We start from the raw sequence: 16,609 nt of genomic DNA, 5'->3' as shown, positions 1-16,609 counted from the left end.
GACGTGACGATCCCGGCGCCCCGGACGGCTCAGCGGTCGGCGGGGCGGCCGGCGCGGACGCGGTCGAGGAGGAGCAGGGAGATGTCCGTGACCTCCGGGACGCCGATCGCGGCGCGGTCCGGGGCGGAGGGGGCCGCGGTGCCGGTGGCCGAGCGGTTGCCGGCTACCGCGCCCGCCGGGACCCGGGCGGTCGGCGCGCCGGCCGTGGTGCCGGTCGCGTCCGACGCGGTGGCGGAGCTGGTCGCGCGCGCGTTGGCGGCGACGCCGTCGCTCAGCATGACCGTGCAGTAGGGGCAGGCCGTCGCGACGACGTCCGCGCCCGTGGCCATCGCCTCGGCGGCGCGGGTCGTCGAGATGCGGGTGCCGATGGACTCCTCCATCCACATGCGGGCCCCGCCGGCGCCGCAGCAGAAGGCGGTGGAGCCCGAGCGTGGCATCTCCACCGGCTGCACGCCGGGCAGCGCCGCGAGCAGCTCGCGTGGCGGCGTGTAGACGCCGTTGTGCCGGCCCAGGTAGCAGGGGTCGTGGAACGTGACGCTCTGCGTGTCGTCCTCCGGGAGCGGTGCGGGCACCAGCCGGCCGTCCGCCACGAGCCGGTCGAGGAGCTCCGTGTGGTGCAGCACCTCGAACCGGCCGCCGAGCTGCGGGTACTCGCGCGCGATGGTGTTGAAGCAGTGCGCGCAGGTGACGACGATGCGCTGCGCTCCGGCCTCCGTCAGGGTCTCGACGTTCTGCGCCGCGAGCGTCTGGAACAGCAGCTCGTTGCCCGAGCGCCGGGCCGGGTCACCCGTGCAGGTCTCGCCGTCGCCCAGCACCGCGAAGGACACGCCCGCCGTGTCGAGCAGCTCCGCCACCGCCCTCGTCGTCCGCTTCGCGCGGTCCTCGTAGGCCCCCGCGCAGCCCACCCAGAACAGGTACTCGACCTCCGCCGCGGACTCCACGTCGACGCCCACCACCGGCACGTCGAACGGCAGGTCCTTCGCCCACGCCAGCCGCTGCCGGGCCGGCAGCCCCCAGGGGTTGCCCTGCCGCTCGAGCTTCGTGAACGTCTTGCCCAGCTCGGCGGGGAACGCGGACTCCATGAGGACCTGGTACCGCCGGATGTCGACGATGGTGTCGACGTGCTCGATGTCGACCGGGCACTGCTGCACGCAGGCCCCGCAGGTCGTGCAGGCCCACAGGACGTCGGGGTCGATGACGTCGGGCACCAGGTCCAGGCGCGCGTGCGGGTCCTCCACGGGCACCGGCCCGCCGTCCACCGTGCCGGACGAGGTGGCCGCCGCGCCCGCCGCCGCCCGCGACGCCGCGAGGTAGGGCGCCGTCGCCGCGGCGTGGTCCCGCAGCGCCGTGACGAGCAGCTTCGGGCTGAGCGGCTTGCCCGTCGCCCACGCCGGGCACTGGTCCTGGCAGCGCCCGCACTCCGTGCACGTCGCGACGTCGAGCAGGCCCTTCCAGGGCAGGTCCTCGACCGTGCCCGCGCCGAGCCGGACGTCGTCGGGCAGCTCGGCCAGGTCGTCGAGGGTCAGGGGCGTCCCGTCGGGGCCGCGCAGCGCCGGCAGCGGCCCGAGTGCCGGCGCCCCGCCGACCTCCCGCCGTGCGTAGACGTTCACTATCGCCAGGAACCGGTGCCACGCCACCCCGAGCGTCGGCTGCAGCCCGACGACGACGAACCACGCCATCGACACGAGGATCTTCACGGTCGCGACCAGCAGCACCGCGGTCCCGAGCGCCCCGACGGACGCACCGGCCCACAGCTCGCCCAGCCACGCGGTGAGCGGGAAGTGCAGCGCGGTGGCGATCTCGGGGTCCTGCGTCGTCGCCAGCGCGTACTCCAGCCCGCGCAGCACCACCACGGCCAGCACGACGACGAGCACCGTGCCCTCGACGAACCACGCACCGGCGGCGTTCGAGCCGAAGAAGCGGGACCGGCGGCGTGACGCCTCGTCGTCCCCGGCCTTCGGCTGCAGCCGCGCCCGTAGCGCCATGAGGTACACGATCGAGACGAGCCCCGCCCAGGCGAACGCCTCGGTCACCCACTCCAGCGGCCACAGGTGCCCGACGAGCGGGAGCCCGTAGGAGGGGTCGAGGAGCTGGCCGTACCCGGTCGCCAGCGTCAGCACCAGCACGGGGAACGACAGCATCACGCACCAGTGCGCCCACCGGACGAACGGCCGCTGCTGGAAGCGCCCGTGCCCCAGCACCTCGCGGACCAGCCCGGCCAGCCGCGGCCCGACCGGACGCCACCGTCCCGGCAGCGGCGCCCCGACGCGGACCGTGCGCACGATCGTCGCGACGCCCCGCGCGAACACCACCACGCCGACCACCGTCGCCACCGCGACGACCGCCAGGCAGACCCCCTGCAGCACGCTCACGGGCACACGGTACGACGGGCCGCCGACGCCCCCACCGGCTCGTCCACCGGCTCGTCCACCGGCTCGTCCACCGGCCCGCCACCGAGCCGTCCCCAGCCCGCCCCCGGCGCTGCGCGGCCCGTGGACCCGGACCCTCTCGCCGGGCTCGTCCGAGCGCCCCTTGGTAGGCTGCCCGCACCTCCTTGACCCCGGCATGACCCGCCGGGCTTCGTCGATACGGTCCGCCACAACACAACGTCCCACCCACGACCGACCACCCGCCCAGCCACAGGACGGAGCCGGACGCGTGCTGATGCTGCTCGCCCTGCACCTGGCCGCAGCCCTCGTCGCGCCCGCACTCGTCGGTCGTCTGGGGCGGCGGGCCTTCCTCGTGCTCGCCCTCGTGCCCGCCTCCGCCGCGGTGTGGGCGTTGACCTGGAGCGAGCGCGTGCAGGGCGGCGAGCTGCCGCTCGAGCAGGTGCGGTACGTGCCGGCGCTGGGGCTCGAGCTGACCTTCCGGCTCGACACGCTGGCGTGGCTGATGACCGTCGTGGTCGGCGGCGTGGGCGCCCTGGTGCTCGCCTACTGCTCGGCGTACTTCAAGTCCTCGGCCGCCGGGCTCGGGCGGTTCGCCGGGGTGTTCCTCGCCTTCGCCGGGTCGATGCTCGGGCTGGTCCTGGCCGACGACATGATCCTGCTGTTCGTCATGTGGGAGCTGACGACGGTGACGTCGTACCTGCTCATCGGCCACAACGCGGACAAGAAGGCCAGCCGGCGGGCGGCGATGCAGGCCATCGTCATCACGACCGCCGGCGGGCTGGCGCTGCTCGTCGGCGTCGTGCTGCTCGGCGAGGCCGCGGGGACGTACCGGATGAGCGCGGTGATCGCCGACCCCCCGCCGCCGGGGGCGCTCACCACCGCGGCGATCGCGTGCCTGCTGTTCGGCGCGGTGACGAAGTCCGCGCTCGTGCCGTTCCACTTCTGGCTGCCCGCGGCGATGGCGGCGCCGACGCCGGTGTCCGCGTACCTGCACGCCGCGGCGATGGTCAAGGCCGGCGTCTACCTCGTCGCGCGGTTCGCGCCGGCGTTCGCGGCCGACCCGGTCTGGCGCTGGTCGGTCGCGGTGCTCGGGTCGGCGACGCTGCTCGTCGGCGGGTACCGGGCCATGCGGCAGCACGACCTGAAGCTCGTGCTGGCCTTCGGCACGGTCAGCCAGCTCGGGCTGCTCGTCCTGCTCGTCGGGCTCGGGACGCGCGCCGCCGCGCTCGCGGGGGTCGCCCTGCTCGGGGCGCACGCGATGTTCAAGGCCTCCCTGTTCCTCGTCACCGGCATCGTCGACGCGGCCACCGGCACGCGGGACCTGCGCCGGCTGTCCGGGGTGGGCCGGGCCCTGCCGTGGACGGCGACCGCCGGCGCGCTCGCGACCGCCTCGATGATCGGGCTGCCGCCGTTCGCCGGGTTCGTCGCCAAGGAGGCCGGGCTCGAGGCGCTGCTGCACCTCGAGGGCGGCTGGGAGGGGCCGCTGCTCGTCGTCGCCGTCGCGGTGGGCTCGGCGTTCACGGTCGCCTACGGCCTGCGGTTCTGGTGGGGCGCCTTCGCGTCCAAGCCCGTCGTGCCCGAGGGGACGCCGGCCCACGCCGCCACCGCCCCGGCCTCGCCGCTGGCACGGACCCCCGACGCCGCACCGGTCCCGGACGCCTCGCACCACCGGCACGCCGCCGCCGAGGTCACGCGGCCGTCGCTGACCCTGCTGTGGCCCGCGCTCGTGCTCGCCGTCCTCGGCCTGGCCACGGCGCTGCTGCCCGCGCTCGGCGAGCACCTCCTCAGCCCCTACGCGGACACGCTGCCGACGGGGGAGGCGGGCCACCTGGTCCTCTGGGCCGGCCTGACCCCCGCGCTCGGCATCACCGCCGCCGTGCTGACCGTCGGCGTCCTGCTCTTCGTCGCCCGCGGACCGTTCGAGGCGTTCGGCGCGCGCGTGTCCCGCGGGCCCGACGCCGACCTCGTCTACCGCCGCACCATGCGTCGGCTCGACGACCTCGCCGCCGACGTCACGGCCATCACCCAGCGCGGGTCCCTGCCCGTGTACCTCGGCGTGGTGCTCGTCGTGTTCGTCGCCGGCACGGGCGTCGCCCTCCTGACCGGGACCTCGCTGGACGTGGCCACCCGCCCGTGGGACCACCCCGCACAGCTGCCGTTCGCCGTCGCCGCCGGGCTGTCGGCGCTGCTCGTCGCCCGGGCCCGGCGGCGGCTGAAGGCGGTCGTGCTGCTGGGCGTGTGCGGCTACGCGATCGCCGGCCTGTTCGTCGTCCAGGGGGCGCCGGACCTCGCGCTGACGCAGGTCCTGGTCGAGACGGTGACCCTGGTGGTGTTCGTCCTGGTGCTGCGCCGCCTGCCCGCGTACTTCTCCGATCGACCGCTGGCGGCCAGCCGGTGGGTGCGCGTGGCGCTCGGCGTCGCGGCCGGGGTGACGGTGGCGGGCGTCGCGCTCGTCGCGCCGTCCGCCCGCGTGCACGCGCCGGTCTCGGAGAACTTCGCCGAGGAGGCCTACGAGTTCGGCGGCGGCAGGAACGTCGTCAACGTGACGCTCGTCGACATCCGCGCCTGGGACACCGTGGGCGAGATCGCGGTGCTGCTCGTGGCCGCCACCGGCGTCGCGTCCCTGGTGTTCCTCCAGCGCCGCTCCGGCCAGATCTTCCGTGCCGACGAGGCGCCCGCCGACCGGGCCGTGTGGGGCGGGTCGCCCGACCCGACGGCGGCCCTGCGGCGGGTCGGACCGCGCGCCGCGGCCGCGGCCGCCGGCCTCGAGCGCCGGACGGAGTGGCTGCGGTCGGCCCGGACGCTCGCGCCGCAGCGGCGCTCGGTGATCTTCGAGGTCGTCGTGCGGCTGCTGTTCCACACCATGGTCGTCTTCGGGCTGTTCCTGCTGTTCAGCGGTCACAACCAGCCCGGGGGCGGGTTCGCGGCCGGGCTCGTCGTCGGGACGGCGCTGGTCGTGCGCTACCTGGCGGGCGGGCGGTACGAGCTCGGCGAGACGGCTCCCGTGCAGCCCGGTGTGCTGCTCGGGCTCGGCCTGTTCCTGTCCGCCGGTGTGGGGCTGGCCGCGCTGCTGGCCGGGGGGACCGTGCTGCAGTCCTGGATCCTCGAGACGGACGTGCCGCTGCTCGGCCACGTCAAGGTCGTCACGAGCCTCGTGTTCGACGTCGGCGTGTTCCTCCTGGTGATCGGCGTGGTGCTGGACGTGCTGCGCAGCCTCGGCGCGGAGCTGGACCGCCGCGCCGAGGCGGGCGAGGACGAGGTCGCCGACGGGTCGCACGCCGTCGGTGCCGTCGGGTCGTTCGTCGGGGCGGCCGGCAGCGAGCTGCGTGGCTCGTTCGCCGACGTTTCCGACGACGGGGCGGGCGCCGCGGTGCCGACCGCCGCCACGCCCGTCGCGACGCCCGCCCCGCGCGACCGTCCGGAGGTGGGCCCGTGATCGACATGCGCCCCAGCCTCGTCCTCGTGCTGGTCATCGCGGTGCTCGTCGGCACCGGGGTCTACCTGCTGCTCGAGCGCAGCCTGACCCGCGTCCTCGTCGGGGCCGTGCTCCTGAGCAACGGCGTGAACCTCCTGCTGCTCGTCGCGGGCGGTGCGGCCGGACGTCCGCCCCTGACCGGCGACGAGGGACCGGGTCCCAGCAGCGACCCGCTGCCGCAGGCCCTGACCCTCACCGCCATCGTCATCACGCTGGGCCTGACGGCGTTCTTGCTGGCCATGGCGTACCGGTCCTGGCAGCTGCACCGCCACGACGAGGTGCAGGACGACGTGGAGGACCGGCGCATCGCGCGCCTCGCCGCCCGCGACGAACGCGCCTTCACCGATGCGGACACCGAGGCCGACACGGGGCGCGGCCGCTCGTCGCTCGACGAGGAGGCCGCCGAGCTGCACGACGACACGGACGAGGGAACCAGGGGAGGTGCGCGCTGATGGGACCGCTCGACGGCTGGGCCCTCACCACCGACGCCACCTGGCTCGTGCCCATCCCCGTGGTGCTGCCGCTGGCCGGCGCCGGCCTGGCGCTCGCGCTGTACCGGCGGCCACGGCTGCAGCGGCTCACCAGCGTCGTGGTGCTCACGCTCGTCCTCGTCGTGGCCGTCGCGCTCGCGGTGCTCGCCGACGGGGGCCCGCTGGTGGTGGACGTCGGCGGGTGGGCCGCCCCCGTCGGCATCTCGCTCGTCGCGGACCGCCTCGCAGCGCTCATGCTGACCGTCTCGGCCGCCGTGACCCTCTGCGTCCTCCTCTACTCGCTGGCCCAGGGCCAGACCGAGGGGGAGGAGTCGGCCCCCGTCTCCATCTACCACCCGACGTTCCTCGTGCTCGCGGCCGGCGTGAACAACGCGTTCCTGTCCGGGGACCTGTTCAACCTGTACGTCGGGTTCGAGGTGCTGCTCGTCGCGTCCTACGTGCTCATCACGCTGTCCGGCTCGGCCGAGCGGATCCGCGCGGGGACGATCTACGTGGTCGTGGCGCTGCTGTCGTCCGTCCTGTTCCTCGTCGCCATCGCGGGCGTCTACGCCGCGACGGGCACCCTCAACTTCGCCCAGCTCGCGCTGCGGCTGCCGGAGATCGACGACGGCGTGCGGCTGGTGCTGCAGGTCATGCTCGTGACGGCCTTCGCCATCAAGGCGGCGATCTTCCCGCTGTCGGCGTGGCTGCCGGACTCCTACCCGACGGCGCCCGCGCCCGTGACGGCCGTGTTCGCGGGCCTGCTGACCAAGGTCGGCGTCTACGCCATCATCCGCACGCAGTCGCTGCTGTTCCCCGAGGGCCGCATCGACGACGTCCTGCTGTGGGCGGCGCTGGCGACGATGGTCATCGCGATCCTCGGTGCCGTCGCGCAGGACGACGTGAAGCGGCTGCTGTCGTTCACCCTCGTCAGCCACATCGGGTACATGGTGTTCGGCATCGCGCTGTCGTCGGCGGCGGGGTGGACCGCGGCGGTCTACTACGTCGTGCACCACATCACCGTGCAGACGGCGCTGTTCCTCGTCGTGGGGCTCGTCGAGCGCGTCGGTGGGACGACGTCCCTGAACCGGCTGGGCGGCCTGGCGCGCATCGCGCCCGTGCTGGCGATCCTGTTCTTCGTGCCCGCGATGAACCTCGCGGGCATCCCGCCGCTGTCCGGCTTCCTGGGCAAGCTCGGGCTGCTGCAGGCCGGGGTCCGGGAGGACGCGTGGCTGCCCATGGTCCTCGTCGTCGGGTCCGTCGTGACGTCGCTGCTCACGCTCTACGCGCTGGTGAAGGCGTGGAACAAGGCGTTCTGGCAGGTGCCGCCGGAGGAGATCCGGCCGGTCCACCTGCCGCTGGGCATGGTGCTGCCGGCCGCGGCGCTCGTCGTCGTCGGCCTGGGGCTCACGGTCGCGGCCGGGCCGCTGTACGCGTACACCGAGCGCGCGGCGACGGCCCTCGTCGAGCGCGCGCCGTACATCGAGGCCGTCCTGCCCGACGGGCTGCGCGGCACCGGGGAGTCGGACGAGGTCGCCACGGGCGGGGGTGGCGGATGAGCCTGCACCCGCGCCGCCGCTGGCGGCCGCAGTGGCTGACCGTCGTGTGGCTGACGGTCGTCTGGGTCCTGCTCTGGGGCGACCTGTCGGTGGCGAACGTGCTGGCCGGCGCGCTGCTCGGGGTCCTCGTGACCGGCGGGCTGCGGATGGCCCCGGTGGTCTTCCACGGGCGGGTGCGGCCGCTGGCGCTGGTGCGCCTCGTCGCGGTGTTCGTCGTCGACCTGGTCCGGGCCAGCGCCGAGGTGTCGTGGGTCGCGCTGCGGCCCGGTCGGCGCCCGCGGAGCGCCGTCGTGCGGGTGGAGCTGCGCTCGCACTCCGACCTCTACATGACGGTGACCGCCGAGCTGCTGTCGCTCGTGCCGGGGTCGGTCGTCGTGGAGGCGCACCGGCTGACGGGGCGGCTGTACATCCACGTCCTCGACGTCGGGCTCACGGGCGGGGTCGAGGGCGCGCGGCAGCAGGCGCTGGACCAGGAGGAGCGCGTGCTGCGCGCCTTCGCCTCCGACGAGGAGCTGCGGGCGGCGGGCCTGCTGCCGGGCCGGGCGGAGGTGCGCGCATGACGGCGGTCGCCGTGGTGTGCGCGGTGGTGCTCGTCGTCGCCGCCGCGCTCGCGCTGACCCGCGCCGAGCGCGGTCCCTCGATGCTCGACCGGACCGTCGCGCTCGACATCCTCGTCACCGTGCTGGTCGCGGGGATCGCGGTGTTCGCCGCCGTCGAGCGACGGACGGACGTCGTGCCGGTGCTCGTCGCGCTGTCCCTCGTCGGGTTCATCGGCTCGGTGACGATCGCGCGCTTCGCGTACCTCGAGCCCGAGGGCGAGGGGCGTGTGCGCACGAAGGAGGAGATCGCCGCGGAGGCGCTGGAGCGGGAGCACCAGGAGGCGCTGGCCCTCGAGCGCGAGCGCTCGGGCGCGAGGAGCCGCGAGGACCGCGACGCGTCCGACGAGGGCCCGTCGGACGAGACCCGCCACGCCGACGAGCACGCCGACGAGCACGCCGACGAGCACGCCGACGAGCACGGCGCGCACGCCGCACCGGAGGAGCACGGCGGCGGCGCCGAGGGGGAGGTCCGGTGAGCGCCTGGGAGACGACGGCGGACGTCGCCTCGGCGGTGCTGCTCCTCGCGGGCGCGCTGCTCGCGCTCGTCGCGGGCGTCGGCGCCGTGCGCTTCCCCGACCTGCTGTCCCGCATGCACGCCGCGACCAAGCCGCAGACGCTCGGCATGGTCCTCGTGCTGCTCGGCCTGGCCCTGCGGCTGCGGACGGGTCTCGTCGTCTGGGCCCTCGTCCTGGTCGCGGTCTTCCAGATGCTCACGGCCCCCGTGGCCGCGCACCTGCTCGGCCGCGCCGGCTACCGCACGGGCAAGGTCCCCCACGACACCCTCGTCGTCGACGAGCTCACGGCCGACCTCGACGAGGCCGAGCGCGAGGCGCAGGCCCTCGACGACCAGGACGAGCGCGGCGACGCCCGCCGCACCCGCGACCGCCAGGACGACGACCCCCACGACGACCCGCGCCCGGCTGCCCGGCGCGGGTAGCCGGGCCTCGTGCGCGACTGCTTCTGACCGCCGCACGCCGTCACGGGCACGAGGTCCGGGGTCGCAGGCGGGGCGGCCCGCTAGCGTGCCCGCGTGCGCATCACCACGCCCTCCGGGAAGTTCTTCTACTTCCTGCTGGCCGGCCTCGCGGCGGCGCTGCTCCTGGCGGTGCTGCTGACGACGTCCGGCCAGGGTGCGTCGGCTCCGGCCGTCGTCGCGCTGCAGCTCCTCGTCGTCGGGGTGGCCGTGCGTACCTTCCGGGACCCGGCGGCGGAGGCGGTCGCGCCGCCGCGACCGTGGTGGCTGACGGGCCGACCGCTGTCCGGCCTCGTGTGGGGGGCGCTGCTGCTCGCCCAGGCCGTCCAGCTCGCCGTCACGGCGCCAGGACCCGACGGGACCGGCGCCGCGGTGCGCCTGCTGACCGCCACGACGAACGGCGTCCTCGGCGTGCTGTTCCTGCGCTCGTCCCTGCGCCTGCGGGCGCGGCCGGAGCTCTGGGCGGACGGCCGACCGGATCGCTGACCGGGTGGTGGCGCCCGAGCGGGCACGGCGACGGCCCGCACCCGGTCGGGGTCCGGGCCGTCGGGCCGGTCCTCAGCGCTTGGGCAGTGGCGGGCGGGCGGCGCGCACACGGCCCGAGATGCGGGCGGTGCCGCGCGTCGCGACAGCGCGCGAGAGGTAGGCGACCGCACCCGTGACGGCGGCGGCGAGCAACGCCTCCGACAGCTTGATGTCCGGGTCCTTCGTGGCCGGGTCGGGCGGCGCGTGGCCGGTCGCCTTCGTCCAGACGGCGGCCAGCACCTTGCGCGCGACCCAGGCGGTGCCGAGGGCCGTCACCATCCCGATGACCTTCGCGGTCGTCGACTCGGACTCGTCGTCCGCCATCACGTCTCCTCGTGCTCGTCGGGTGCTCGTCGAGAGATCTCGCCGGTCAACCTAGCGGGGCGCGCGCCCGCCCGCCCGTGCGAGGACGGCGTGCGCGGGCCGGGTCGGGCGCGGTCTATGCTCGCCCCGAACGACAGGGGAGCGTCCGCCCCCCGGCCCTCCGGCCGGTGTGCGGGACGCTGAGAGTGCGGATCTCCGCAGACCCTCGCACCTGATCCGGTTCGCACCGGCGTAGGGAGTCGGGCTTCTCAGTCCTCGTGGTCGTCGGCGTCGTCCGGCCCGTGGTCCACGGGACGTGCGCGGCCGGCGCGCCGCGGCGACCCCCTCCTGCACCCTCGAGGAGGAGCACCACGTGAGCACCACCCTGACCGCATGGACCAGCAGGCGCGGCAGCCGGCGCGTCGTCGCCGGCCTGTCGGCGGCCGCCCTGTCCGTCTCCGCCCTGGCCGCGTGCTCGGCCGTGGGTGCCGGATCCTCGTCGTCCGACGAGGGTTCCGCCACCGCTGACGCGTCCGGCGGGGCCACCGGCACCGTCACCCTCGTCACCCACGAGTCCTTCGCCCTGTCCGAGGGGTTGCTCGAGGACTTCACCGCGCAGACCGGGCTGGAGGTCGAGGTCCTGCAGCAGGGCGACGCCGGTGCGCTGACGAACCAGCTGGTGCTGACCAAGGACGCGCCGCTGGGCGACCTCGTCTTCGGCATCGACAACACGTTCGCCTCCCGCGCGCTGGACGAGGGGGTCGTCGAGCCCGCGGAGCTGTCCGCGGCGGCGCTCGCGGACGCGCAGGAGTACGCGGTGGAGGGCGACGACGAGGGCGCCCTGACGGCGGTCGACTACAGCGACGTGTGCCTCAACGTCGACCGCGCCTGGTTCACGGAGAAGAGCCTGGCTGAGCCGACGACCCTGGAGGACCTCACGAAGCCCGAGTACCGGGACCTCACCGTGGTCCCGAGCGCGGTCTCCTCGTCGCCCGGGCTGGCGTTCCTGCTGACGACGGTCGCGGCGTTCGGAGAGGACGGCTGGGCGGACTACTGGCAGGCCCTGACCGACAACGGCCTGCGGGTCGTCGACGGCTGGTCCGACGCGTACTACACCGACTTCAGCGGGGGCGGCGGCGGGGGCGAGCGGCCGATCGTGCTCTCGTACGCCTCGTCCATCCCCTTCACGGTGCCCGAGGGCGGCGACGAGCCGACGACCGCCGCCCTGCTGGACACCTGCTTCCGCCAGGTCGAGTACGCCGGCGTGCTGGCCGGGGCCGAGAACCCCGAGGGCGCCGCGCAGCTCCTCGACTTCCTGCTCTCCGACGAGGTGCAGGCCGACGTGCCCACGTCGATGTACGTGTACCCGGTGAGCACCGCCGTGGAGCTGCCGGAGGAGTGGGCGCGCTGGGCGCCCCTGGCCGAGCAGCCGTTCGAGGTGCCCGCCGCGGACGTCGAGGCGCACCGCGAGGAGTGGCTGCAGCGCTGGACCGACGTCGTGACCGGCTGAGCGGACGCGTCCGGTGACCCTGCGCGAGGAGACCGCCGCCCCGCCGCTGCCGGCCGGCGTCCCCTCGGCGACCCCGCCGGCCGGGCTCCGTCCCGTGCCGGCGGGCGCCGCGCGCGGGAGGTCGGCGCAGGGGCGCGGGCCGCGGCCGTCCCCCGCGCAGGTGCTCGGCTGGACGGTGGCGGTGCTCGTGCCGCTCGTCGTGCTCGGGCTGTTCTTCGCGTGGCCCGTGGTCGCGACGGTGACCCGCGGGTTCGTCGCCGACGGCGCCCTGGACCTGTCGGGCTTCGGCGACGTCTTCGCCCGGCCCCGCACCTGGCGGGTCGTCGGGCAGACGCTGCTGCAGGCGTCGCTGGCCACCGTGGTCGCCGTGGGGCTCGGCGTGCCGGGCGCGTACGTGCTGCACCGGTGCCGGTTCCCCGGGCGGGACCTGGTCCGGGCGCTGGTGACCGTGCCGTTCGTGCTGCCCACGGTCGTGGTCGGCGTGGCGTTCCGGTCGCTGCTCGTCGAGGGCGGGCCGCTGGGGTTCCTCGGGTGGGACGGGTCGCTGGCGGGGATCGTCGCGGCGCTCGTGTTCTTCAACTACGCGGTGGTCGTGCGGACCGTGGGCGGGACGTGGGCGCAGCTCGACGAGCGGCCCGCGCAGGCGGCGCGCTCGCTGGGCGCCTCGCCCGGGCGGGTGCTGCGGACGGTGACGCTGCCGGCGCTGGCGCCCGCGATCGCGTCCGCGGCGTCGCTCGTGTTCCTGTTCTGCGCCACGTCCTTCGGGACCGTGCTGGTGCTCGGGGGGCTGCGGCACGGGACGGTGGAGACCGAGATCTGGATCCAGACCGTGCAGCTGCTGGACCTGCGGGCCGCGGCGGTCCTGTCGGTGGTGCAGCTCGTGCTCGTGGCGTCGGTGCTGCTCGTCGCCGGGCGGCTGCGGGCGCGGCGGGAGCGGGCGCTGCCGCTGGGGACGCGGCGGGCGTCGGAGCGGGTGCTGCGGCTGCGGCGGGTGCCGGGGACGCCGCGCGGCGAGGGACGCGGGGGGGACCTGGCGGCCTTCGTCGTGACGGCGCTGACCGTCGTGGCGCTGGCCGTCCCGCTGGTCAACCTCGTCGTGCGGTCCCTGCGGGTGGGCGAGGGCTGGGGGCTCGCCCATTACCGGGCGCTGGCACGACGCGCCGACGGGATGCCGGTGAGCGTGCTCGACGCGACCGTGACCTCCGTGCGGGCGGCGCTCGACGCGACCGTGCTGGCGCTGGTGGTGGGGGTGCTCGTCGCGCTCGTGCTGTCGCGGCGGCCGCGCGCGGCGGTGGGGCGGCGGGCGGTGTCCGTGCTCGACGCGGTGGTCATGCTGCCGCTGGGGGTGTCGGCGGTGACCGTCGGGCTGGGGTTCCTGCTGGCGCTCCACCGGCCGTTCGGGCTGGACCTCGACCTGCGGACGAGCCCGCTGCTCGTGCCGGTCGCGCAGGCCGTGGTGGCGGTGCCGCTCGTCGTGCGGACGGTGCTGCCGGTGCTGCGGTCGGTGGACCCGCGGCTGCCGCAGGTCGCGGCGACGCTGGGGGCCGGTCCCGGACGGGTGCTGCGGACCGTGGACGGCGCGCTGGCCGCGCGGGCCGGCGGGCTGGCGGTCGGGTTCGCGCTCGCGGCCTCCCTCGGGGAGTTCGGGGCGACGTCGTTCGTCGCCCGGGCCGACGCGCCGACGCTGCCCGTCATGGTCTACCGGCTGATCGGGCGGCCGGGGGCGGAGAGCTACGGGCAGGCGCTGGCGGCGTCGGTGCTGCTGGCGGTGCTGACGGCGGTGGTCATCGCCGCGTGCGAGCGGCTGCGGGCGCCGGGGACGGTGAGCGACTGGTGAGCGAGACGGCGTCGGCGGGGCCGGGTGCCGCGCGCGGGCTCGAGGTGCGGGACCTCGTCGTGCGGTACGCGGCCACGGGACCGGCTGCGGTCGACGGCGTGAGCCTCGCGGTGGCCGACGGCGTGCTGGCGCTGCTCGGGCCGTCGGGCTGCGGCAAGTCCTCGCTGCTGCGGGCCGTCGCGGGGCTCGAGCCCGTGGCGGGCGGGGACGTGCGCTGGGACGGCGCGTCGGTGGTCGAGGTCCCCGTGCACCGGCGGGGGTTCGGCCTGCTGTTCCAGGACGGGCAGCTCTTCCCGCACCGCGACGTCGGGGGCAACGTCGCGTACGGGCTGGAGGGGCCGGGCGACGCGCGCCCGTCCCGCGCGACCCGTCGCGCTCGGGTGGCCGAGCTGCTGGAGCTGGTCGGGCTCGCGGGCTTCGCGGACCGGTCCGTGGCCACCCTGTCGGGCGGGGAGCGTCAGCGGGTCGCGCTGGCCCGGGCGCTGGCGCCGCGTCCCCGGCTCCTGCTGCTCGACGAGCCCCTGTCCGCGCTGGACCAGGGCCTGCGGGAGCGGCTCGCCGAGGACCTGCGCGCGGCCCTGGCGGCGACGGGCACCGCGGCGGTCCTCGTCACGCACGACCAGGACGAGGCCGCGGCGGTGGCGGACCGGGTCGCCGTGATGTCCGCCGGGCGGCTGCTGCAGGTGGGGACGCCGACGGAGCTGTGGCGGTCCCCGGCGGGCCCGGAGGTGGCGGCGTTCCTGGGGTTCGAGGCGGTCGTGCCCCGGGCCGTGCTGGGGGCGGGCGACGCCGCGACCGTGGCGCTGGCCCCCGGCGCCCTCGTCGTCGCGTCGTCCGGCGCGGGGACCACCGACGGCCGCGTCGTGCGGGTCCGTGCCCGCCGGGGCCGGACGGAGGTCCTCGTCTCGGTGCAGGGCCTCGGGGTGGTGACCGCCGCGGCGCCCGTCGGCTGGACGGGCTCCGTCGGCTCGAGCGTGCCGCTGGTGGTGGACCCCGACCGGGTCGTCCCCGTCGGCGCCAGGAGCGCGACAGGCTGAGGAGCACCGTGGACGAGAGCACCGCCGGCAGCGACACGCACGACCGGCCCGACGTCGTCGTCCTCGACGTCAACGAGACGCTCTCGGACATGGCGCCGCTGGGCGGCCGGCTCGTGGAGGTCGGCGCACCCGAGCACCTGGTGACGACCTGGTTCGCGACCGTCCTGCGGGACGGCTTCGCGCTGACGGCCGCGGGTGCTCCGGCGGCCTTCACCGACGTGGCCGGGGCAGCGCTGCGGGTCCAGCTCGCGGCGCAGCCGCTCACGCGCCCGCTCGACGAGTCGGTCGACCACGTGCTGGCGGGGCTGTCCGACCTGGGCCTGCACCCGGACGTCCGGGAGGGGCTCGAGGGGCTGGCCGGCCTCGGCGTCCGGTGCGTGACCCTGAGCAACGGCTCGGTGGCCTCCACGCGGGGGCTGCTCGACCGGGGCGGGGTCGCGCACCTCGTCGACGACGTGCTCTCGGTCGACGACGCCGGCGCCTGGAAGCCCGCGCGCAACGCCTACGCGTACGCGGCGCGGCGGTGCGGCACCGAGCCGGAGCAGATGATGCTCGCGGCCGTGCACCCGTGGGACGTCGACGGGGCGTCGCGCGCCGGTCTGCGGACGGCGTGGATCGACCGCACCGGGACCCCGTACCCGGATGTGTTCCGGCGGCCGACCTCGACCGTGCCGTCCCTCGTCGGGCTCGCTGCCGCGCTCGGCGCCTGACGGCACCGCGCGACGGCGCAACTCGGCAGCTCGTTCAGGACGGCAGGATCCGCTGCCACTCGCCGCTGCCGCCGGCCGGGCGGAAGCCGAGCGCGACGTTGATCCCGAGCATGAACCGGTTCTCCTCGGCGTTCCACGTGCCGATCCGCCGGACGGACGGCCGCTCCCGGGCCAGCCCCAGGAGCTGCTCGGTCTTGACGAGCATCCCGAGCCGACGCCCGCGGTGCTCCGCCAGGACCAGCGTGTCCTCCTGCTCGGCGACCGGCTCCTCGCCGCGCGTGATGACGGTCGTGAAGGCGACGAGCCGCCCGGTCGGCACGTGCTCGGCCGCCACCGTGCGGGCGAGCCGCCCGGCCCGCTCCCACTGCGCCTCCGCGACGCGGATGCGAGCCCGGTCCCAGCGCTCCTCCTCGATCTGCAGCCCGGCGGAGGGGTCGTCGGTGCTCATCCGGCTGTAGAGCACCGCCAGGTCGTCCAGCCACGGGTCGGGACAGGGCCCGTCCCAGGCGACCACCCGGTAGCCGGGACCGGCCGCCGCGCGGGCCTCGTCGTGGAGGCGGGCGAGCAGCTCGTCAGGCACGGGCAGGTCCAGCGCGGAGTAGCGGGCGACCTGCTCCAGCACGTAGCCGTGCGCCAGCGCGAACCGGACGCCGGGGCTGCTGCGCCGGACGTGGCCGCTGCCGGTCGGCGGGGCGAGGGCGTCGGGGCCGTCGCCGGGATCGTCGCGGTGGTCGGTGGAGACCATGAGCACCGTCCGGCCCTCGGCGACGACCGCCTCGAGGAGCGCGACGTGCAGCGCCTCACCGATGCCGCGCCCGCGGTGACCGGGTCGGACACCGAGGTCCAGCGCCGCGGCCGTCGTGTTGTCCGTCAGCGGGAGCTCGGCGGTGGCGTAGCCGAGGACGCGGGCCGGGTCGGGGCGGTCGGCCGGGTCGTCGGCGAGAGCGACGAGCCGGACCCGCCGGTGGTGCACCACCTGCTGCAGGCGGGCGAGGACCTCGAGCGCGGACACGGCGTGGTCGCGCAGCCCCGTCTCGTGCTCGACGACCTCGTTCATCGCCGCGGTCAGGCCGTGCAGCAGCCAGGCGTCCGGCGCGTCGAGGGAGGCCGGCGTCGGCACCGGCACCACGCGGACGCCGTCCGGGGCGTCCGCCGCGACGGCGGTGAGCGGGAACGGGACGTCGGTGTCGGTCACCCGGTGAGCGTGCCGCCGAGGGCGTG

General features: G+C 75.9%; 14 protein-coding genes and 1 riboswitch. Of the genes, 11 read left to right on the top strand and 3 right to left on the bottom strand.

The genetic code is table 11. The features are described from left to right. Positions 1-29: 29 nt before the first annotated feature. Positions 30-2,372, bottom strand: a complete 2,343-nt coding sequence (locus AC2TDM_RS16195; RefSeq protein ID WP_484635309.1) for a (Fe-S)-binding protein — start codon at positions 2,370-2,372, stop codon at positions 30-32. A gap of 286 nt (positions 2,373-2,658) precedes the next feature. On the opposite strand from AC2TDM_RS16195, the gene AC2TDM_RS16190 reads away from it, so the two are divergent. The 7 genes from AC2TDM_RS16190 to AC2TDM_RS16160 all read left to right on the top strand — a co-directional run bounded on the left by AC2TDM_RS16190 (position 2,659) and on the right by AC2TDM_RS16160 (position 9,952). Beyond that, the gene (locus AC2TDM_RS16190; RefSeq protein WP_484635308.1) at positions 2,659-5,826 is read left to right on the top strand and encodes a Na+/H+ antiporter subunit A; all 3,168 of its coding nucleotides are present in this window, start codon (positions 2,659-2,661) and stop codon (positions 5,824-5,826) included. A gap of 5 nt (positions 5,827-5,831) precedes the next feature. Beyond that, positions 5,832-6,317 carry a Na(+)/H(+) antiporter subunit C gene (locus AC2TDM_RS16185; protein WP_090032730.1) on the top strand — a complete coding sequence of 162 codons (486 nt, stop codon included), beginning with the start codon at positions 5,832-5,834 and terminating at the stop codon, positions 6,315-6,317. Continuing rightward, the gene (locus AC2TDM_RS16180) at positions 6,317-7,894 is read left to right on the top strand and encodes a Na+/H+ antiporter subunit D (protein WP_484635307.1); all 1,578 of its coding nucleotides are present in this window, start codon (positions 6,317-6,319) and stop codon (positions 7,892-7,894) included. Before AC2TDM_RS16185 ends, AC2TDM_RS16180 begins: the two co-directional genes overlap by 1 nt. Further along, positions 7,891-8,454, top strand: a complete 564-nt coding sequence (locus AC2TDM_RS16175) for a Na+/H+ antiporter subunit E (protein WP_484635306.1) — start codon at positions 7,891-7,893, stop codon at positions 8,452-8,454. Before AC2TDM_RS16180 ends, AC2TDM_RS16175 begins: the two co-directional genes overlap by 4 nt. Further along, entirely contained in the window at positions 8,451-8,969 is a 519-nt protein-coding gene (locus AC2TDM_RS16170) for an MrpF/PhaF family protein (protein WP_484635305.1), read from the top strand. The genes AC2TDM_RS16175 and AC2TDM_RS16170 overlap by 4 nt, the downstream gene beginning before the upstream one ends. Further along, positions 8,966-9,430 (top strand): monovalent cation/H(+) antiporter subunit G, encoded by a 465-nt coding sequence (gene mnhG / locus AC2TDM_RS16165; protein ID WP_484635304.1) that lies wholly within the window; start codon positions 8,966-8,968, stop codon positions 9,428-9,430. The genes AC2TDM_RS16170 and mnhG overlap by 4 nt, the downstream gene beginning before the upstream one ends. Positions 9,431-9,523: 93 nt before the next feature. After that, a complete protein-coding gene (locus tag AC2TDM_RS16160) occupies positions 9,524-9,952 on the top strand; it encodes a hypothetical protein (protein ID WP_484635303.1) in 429 nt (142 codons plus the stop codon). Between the two features lie 72 nt (positions 9,953-10,024). Here AC2TDM_RS16160 and AC2TDM_RS16155 read toward each other — a convergent pair whose 3' ends face one another. Beyond that, positions 10,025-10,315 carry a DUF4235 domain-containing protein gene (locus AC2TDM_RS16155; RefSeq protein WP_090032534.1) on the bottom strand — a complete coding sequence of 97 codons (291 nt, stop codon included), beginning with the start codon at positions 10,313-10,315 and terminating at the stop codon, positions 10,025-10,027. Positions 10,316-10,440: 125 nt separating this feature from the next. Further along, positions 10,441-10,570, top strand: a riboswitch (TPP riboswitch). Positions 10,571-10,667: 97 nt separating this feature from the next. On the opposite strand from AC2TDM_RS16155, the gene AC2TDM_RS16150 reads away from it, so the two are divergent. From AC2TDM_RS16150 to AC2TDM_RS16135, 4 genes are all read left to right on the top strand, one after another. Further along, entirely contained in the window at positions 10,668-11,804 is a 1,137-nt protein-coding gene (locus AC2TDM_RS16150) for a thiamine ABC transporter substrate-binding protein (RefSeq protein ID WP_484635302.1), read from the top strand. Between the two features lie 94 nt (positions 11,805-11,898). Beyond that, positions 11,899-13,641, top strand: a complete 1,743-nt coding sequence (locus AC2TDM_RS16145; protein ID WP_484636486.1) for an ABC transporter permease — start codon at positions 11,899-11,901, stop codon at positions 13,639-13,641. Beyond that, complete coding sequence (locus AC2TDM_RS16140; protein ID WP_373308442.1) at positions 13,635-14,678, top strand: ABC transporter ATP-binding protein; 1,044 nt, start codon at positions 13,635-13,637, stop codon at positions 14,676-14,678. The genes AC2TDM_RS16145 and AC2TDM_RS16140 overlap by 7 nt, the downstream gene beginning before the upstream one ends. Positions 14,679-14,686: 8 nt before the next feature. After that, positions 14,687-15,388 carry a haloacid dehalogenase type II gene (locus AC2TDM_RS16135; RefSeq protein ID WP_203708902.1) on the top strand — a complete coding sequence of 234 codons (702 nt, stop codon included), beginning with the start codon at positions 14,687-14,689 and terminating at the stop codon, positions 15,386-15,388. A 34-nt stretch (positions 15,389-15,422) separates the two neighbouring features. On the opposite strand, the gene AC2TDM_RS16130 is transcribed toward AC2TDM_RS16135, so the two are convergent. Beyond that, on the bottom strand, positions 15,423-16,583 hold the full coding sequence (locus AC2TDM_RS16130; RefSeq protein ID WP_484635301.1) for a GNAT family N-acetyltransferase: 1,161 nt from the start codon (positions 16,581-16,583) through the stop codon (positions 15,423-15,425). Between the last annotated feature and the right edge of the window lie 26 nt (positions 16,584-16,609).

The organism is Cellulomonas sp. plas2 (assembly GCF_057221735.1).
Note: the sequence above shows the minus strand (reverse complement) of the source record. Positions and strands in the feature narration are given on the sequence as shown.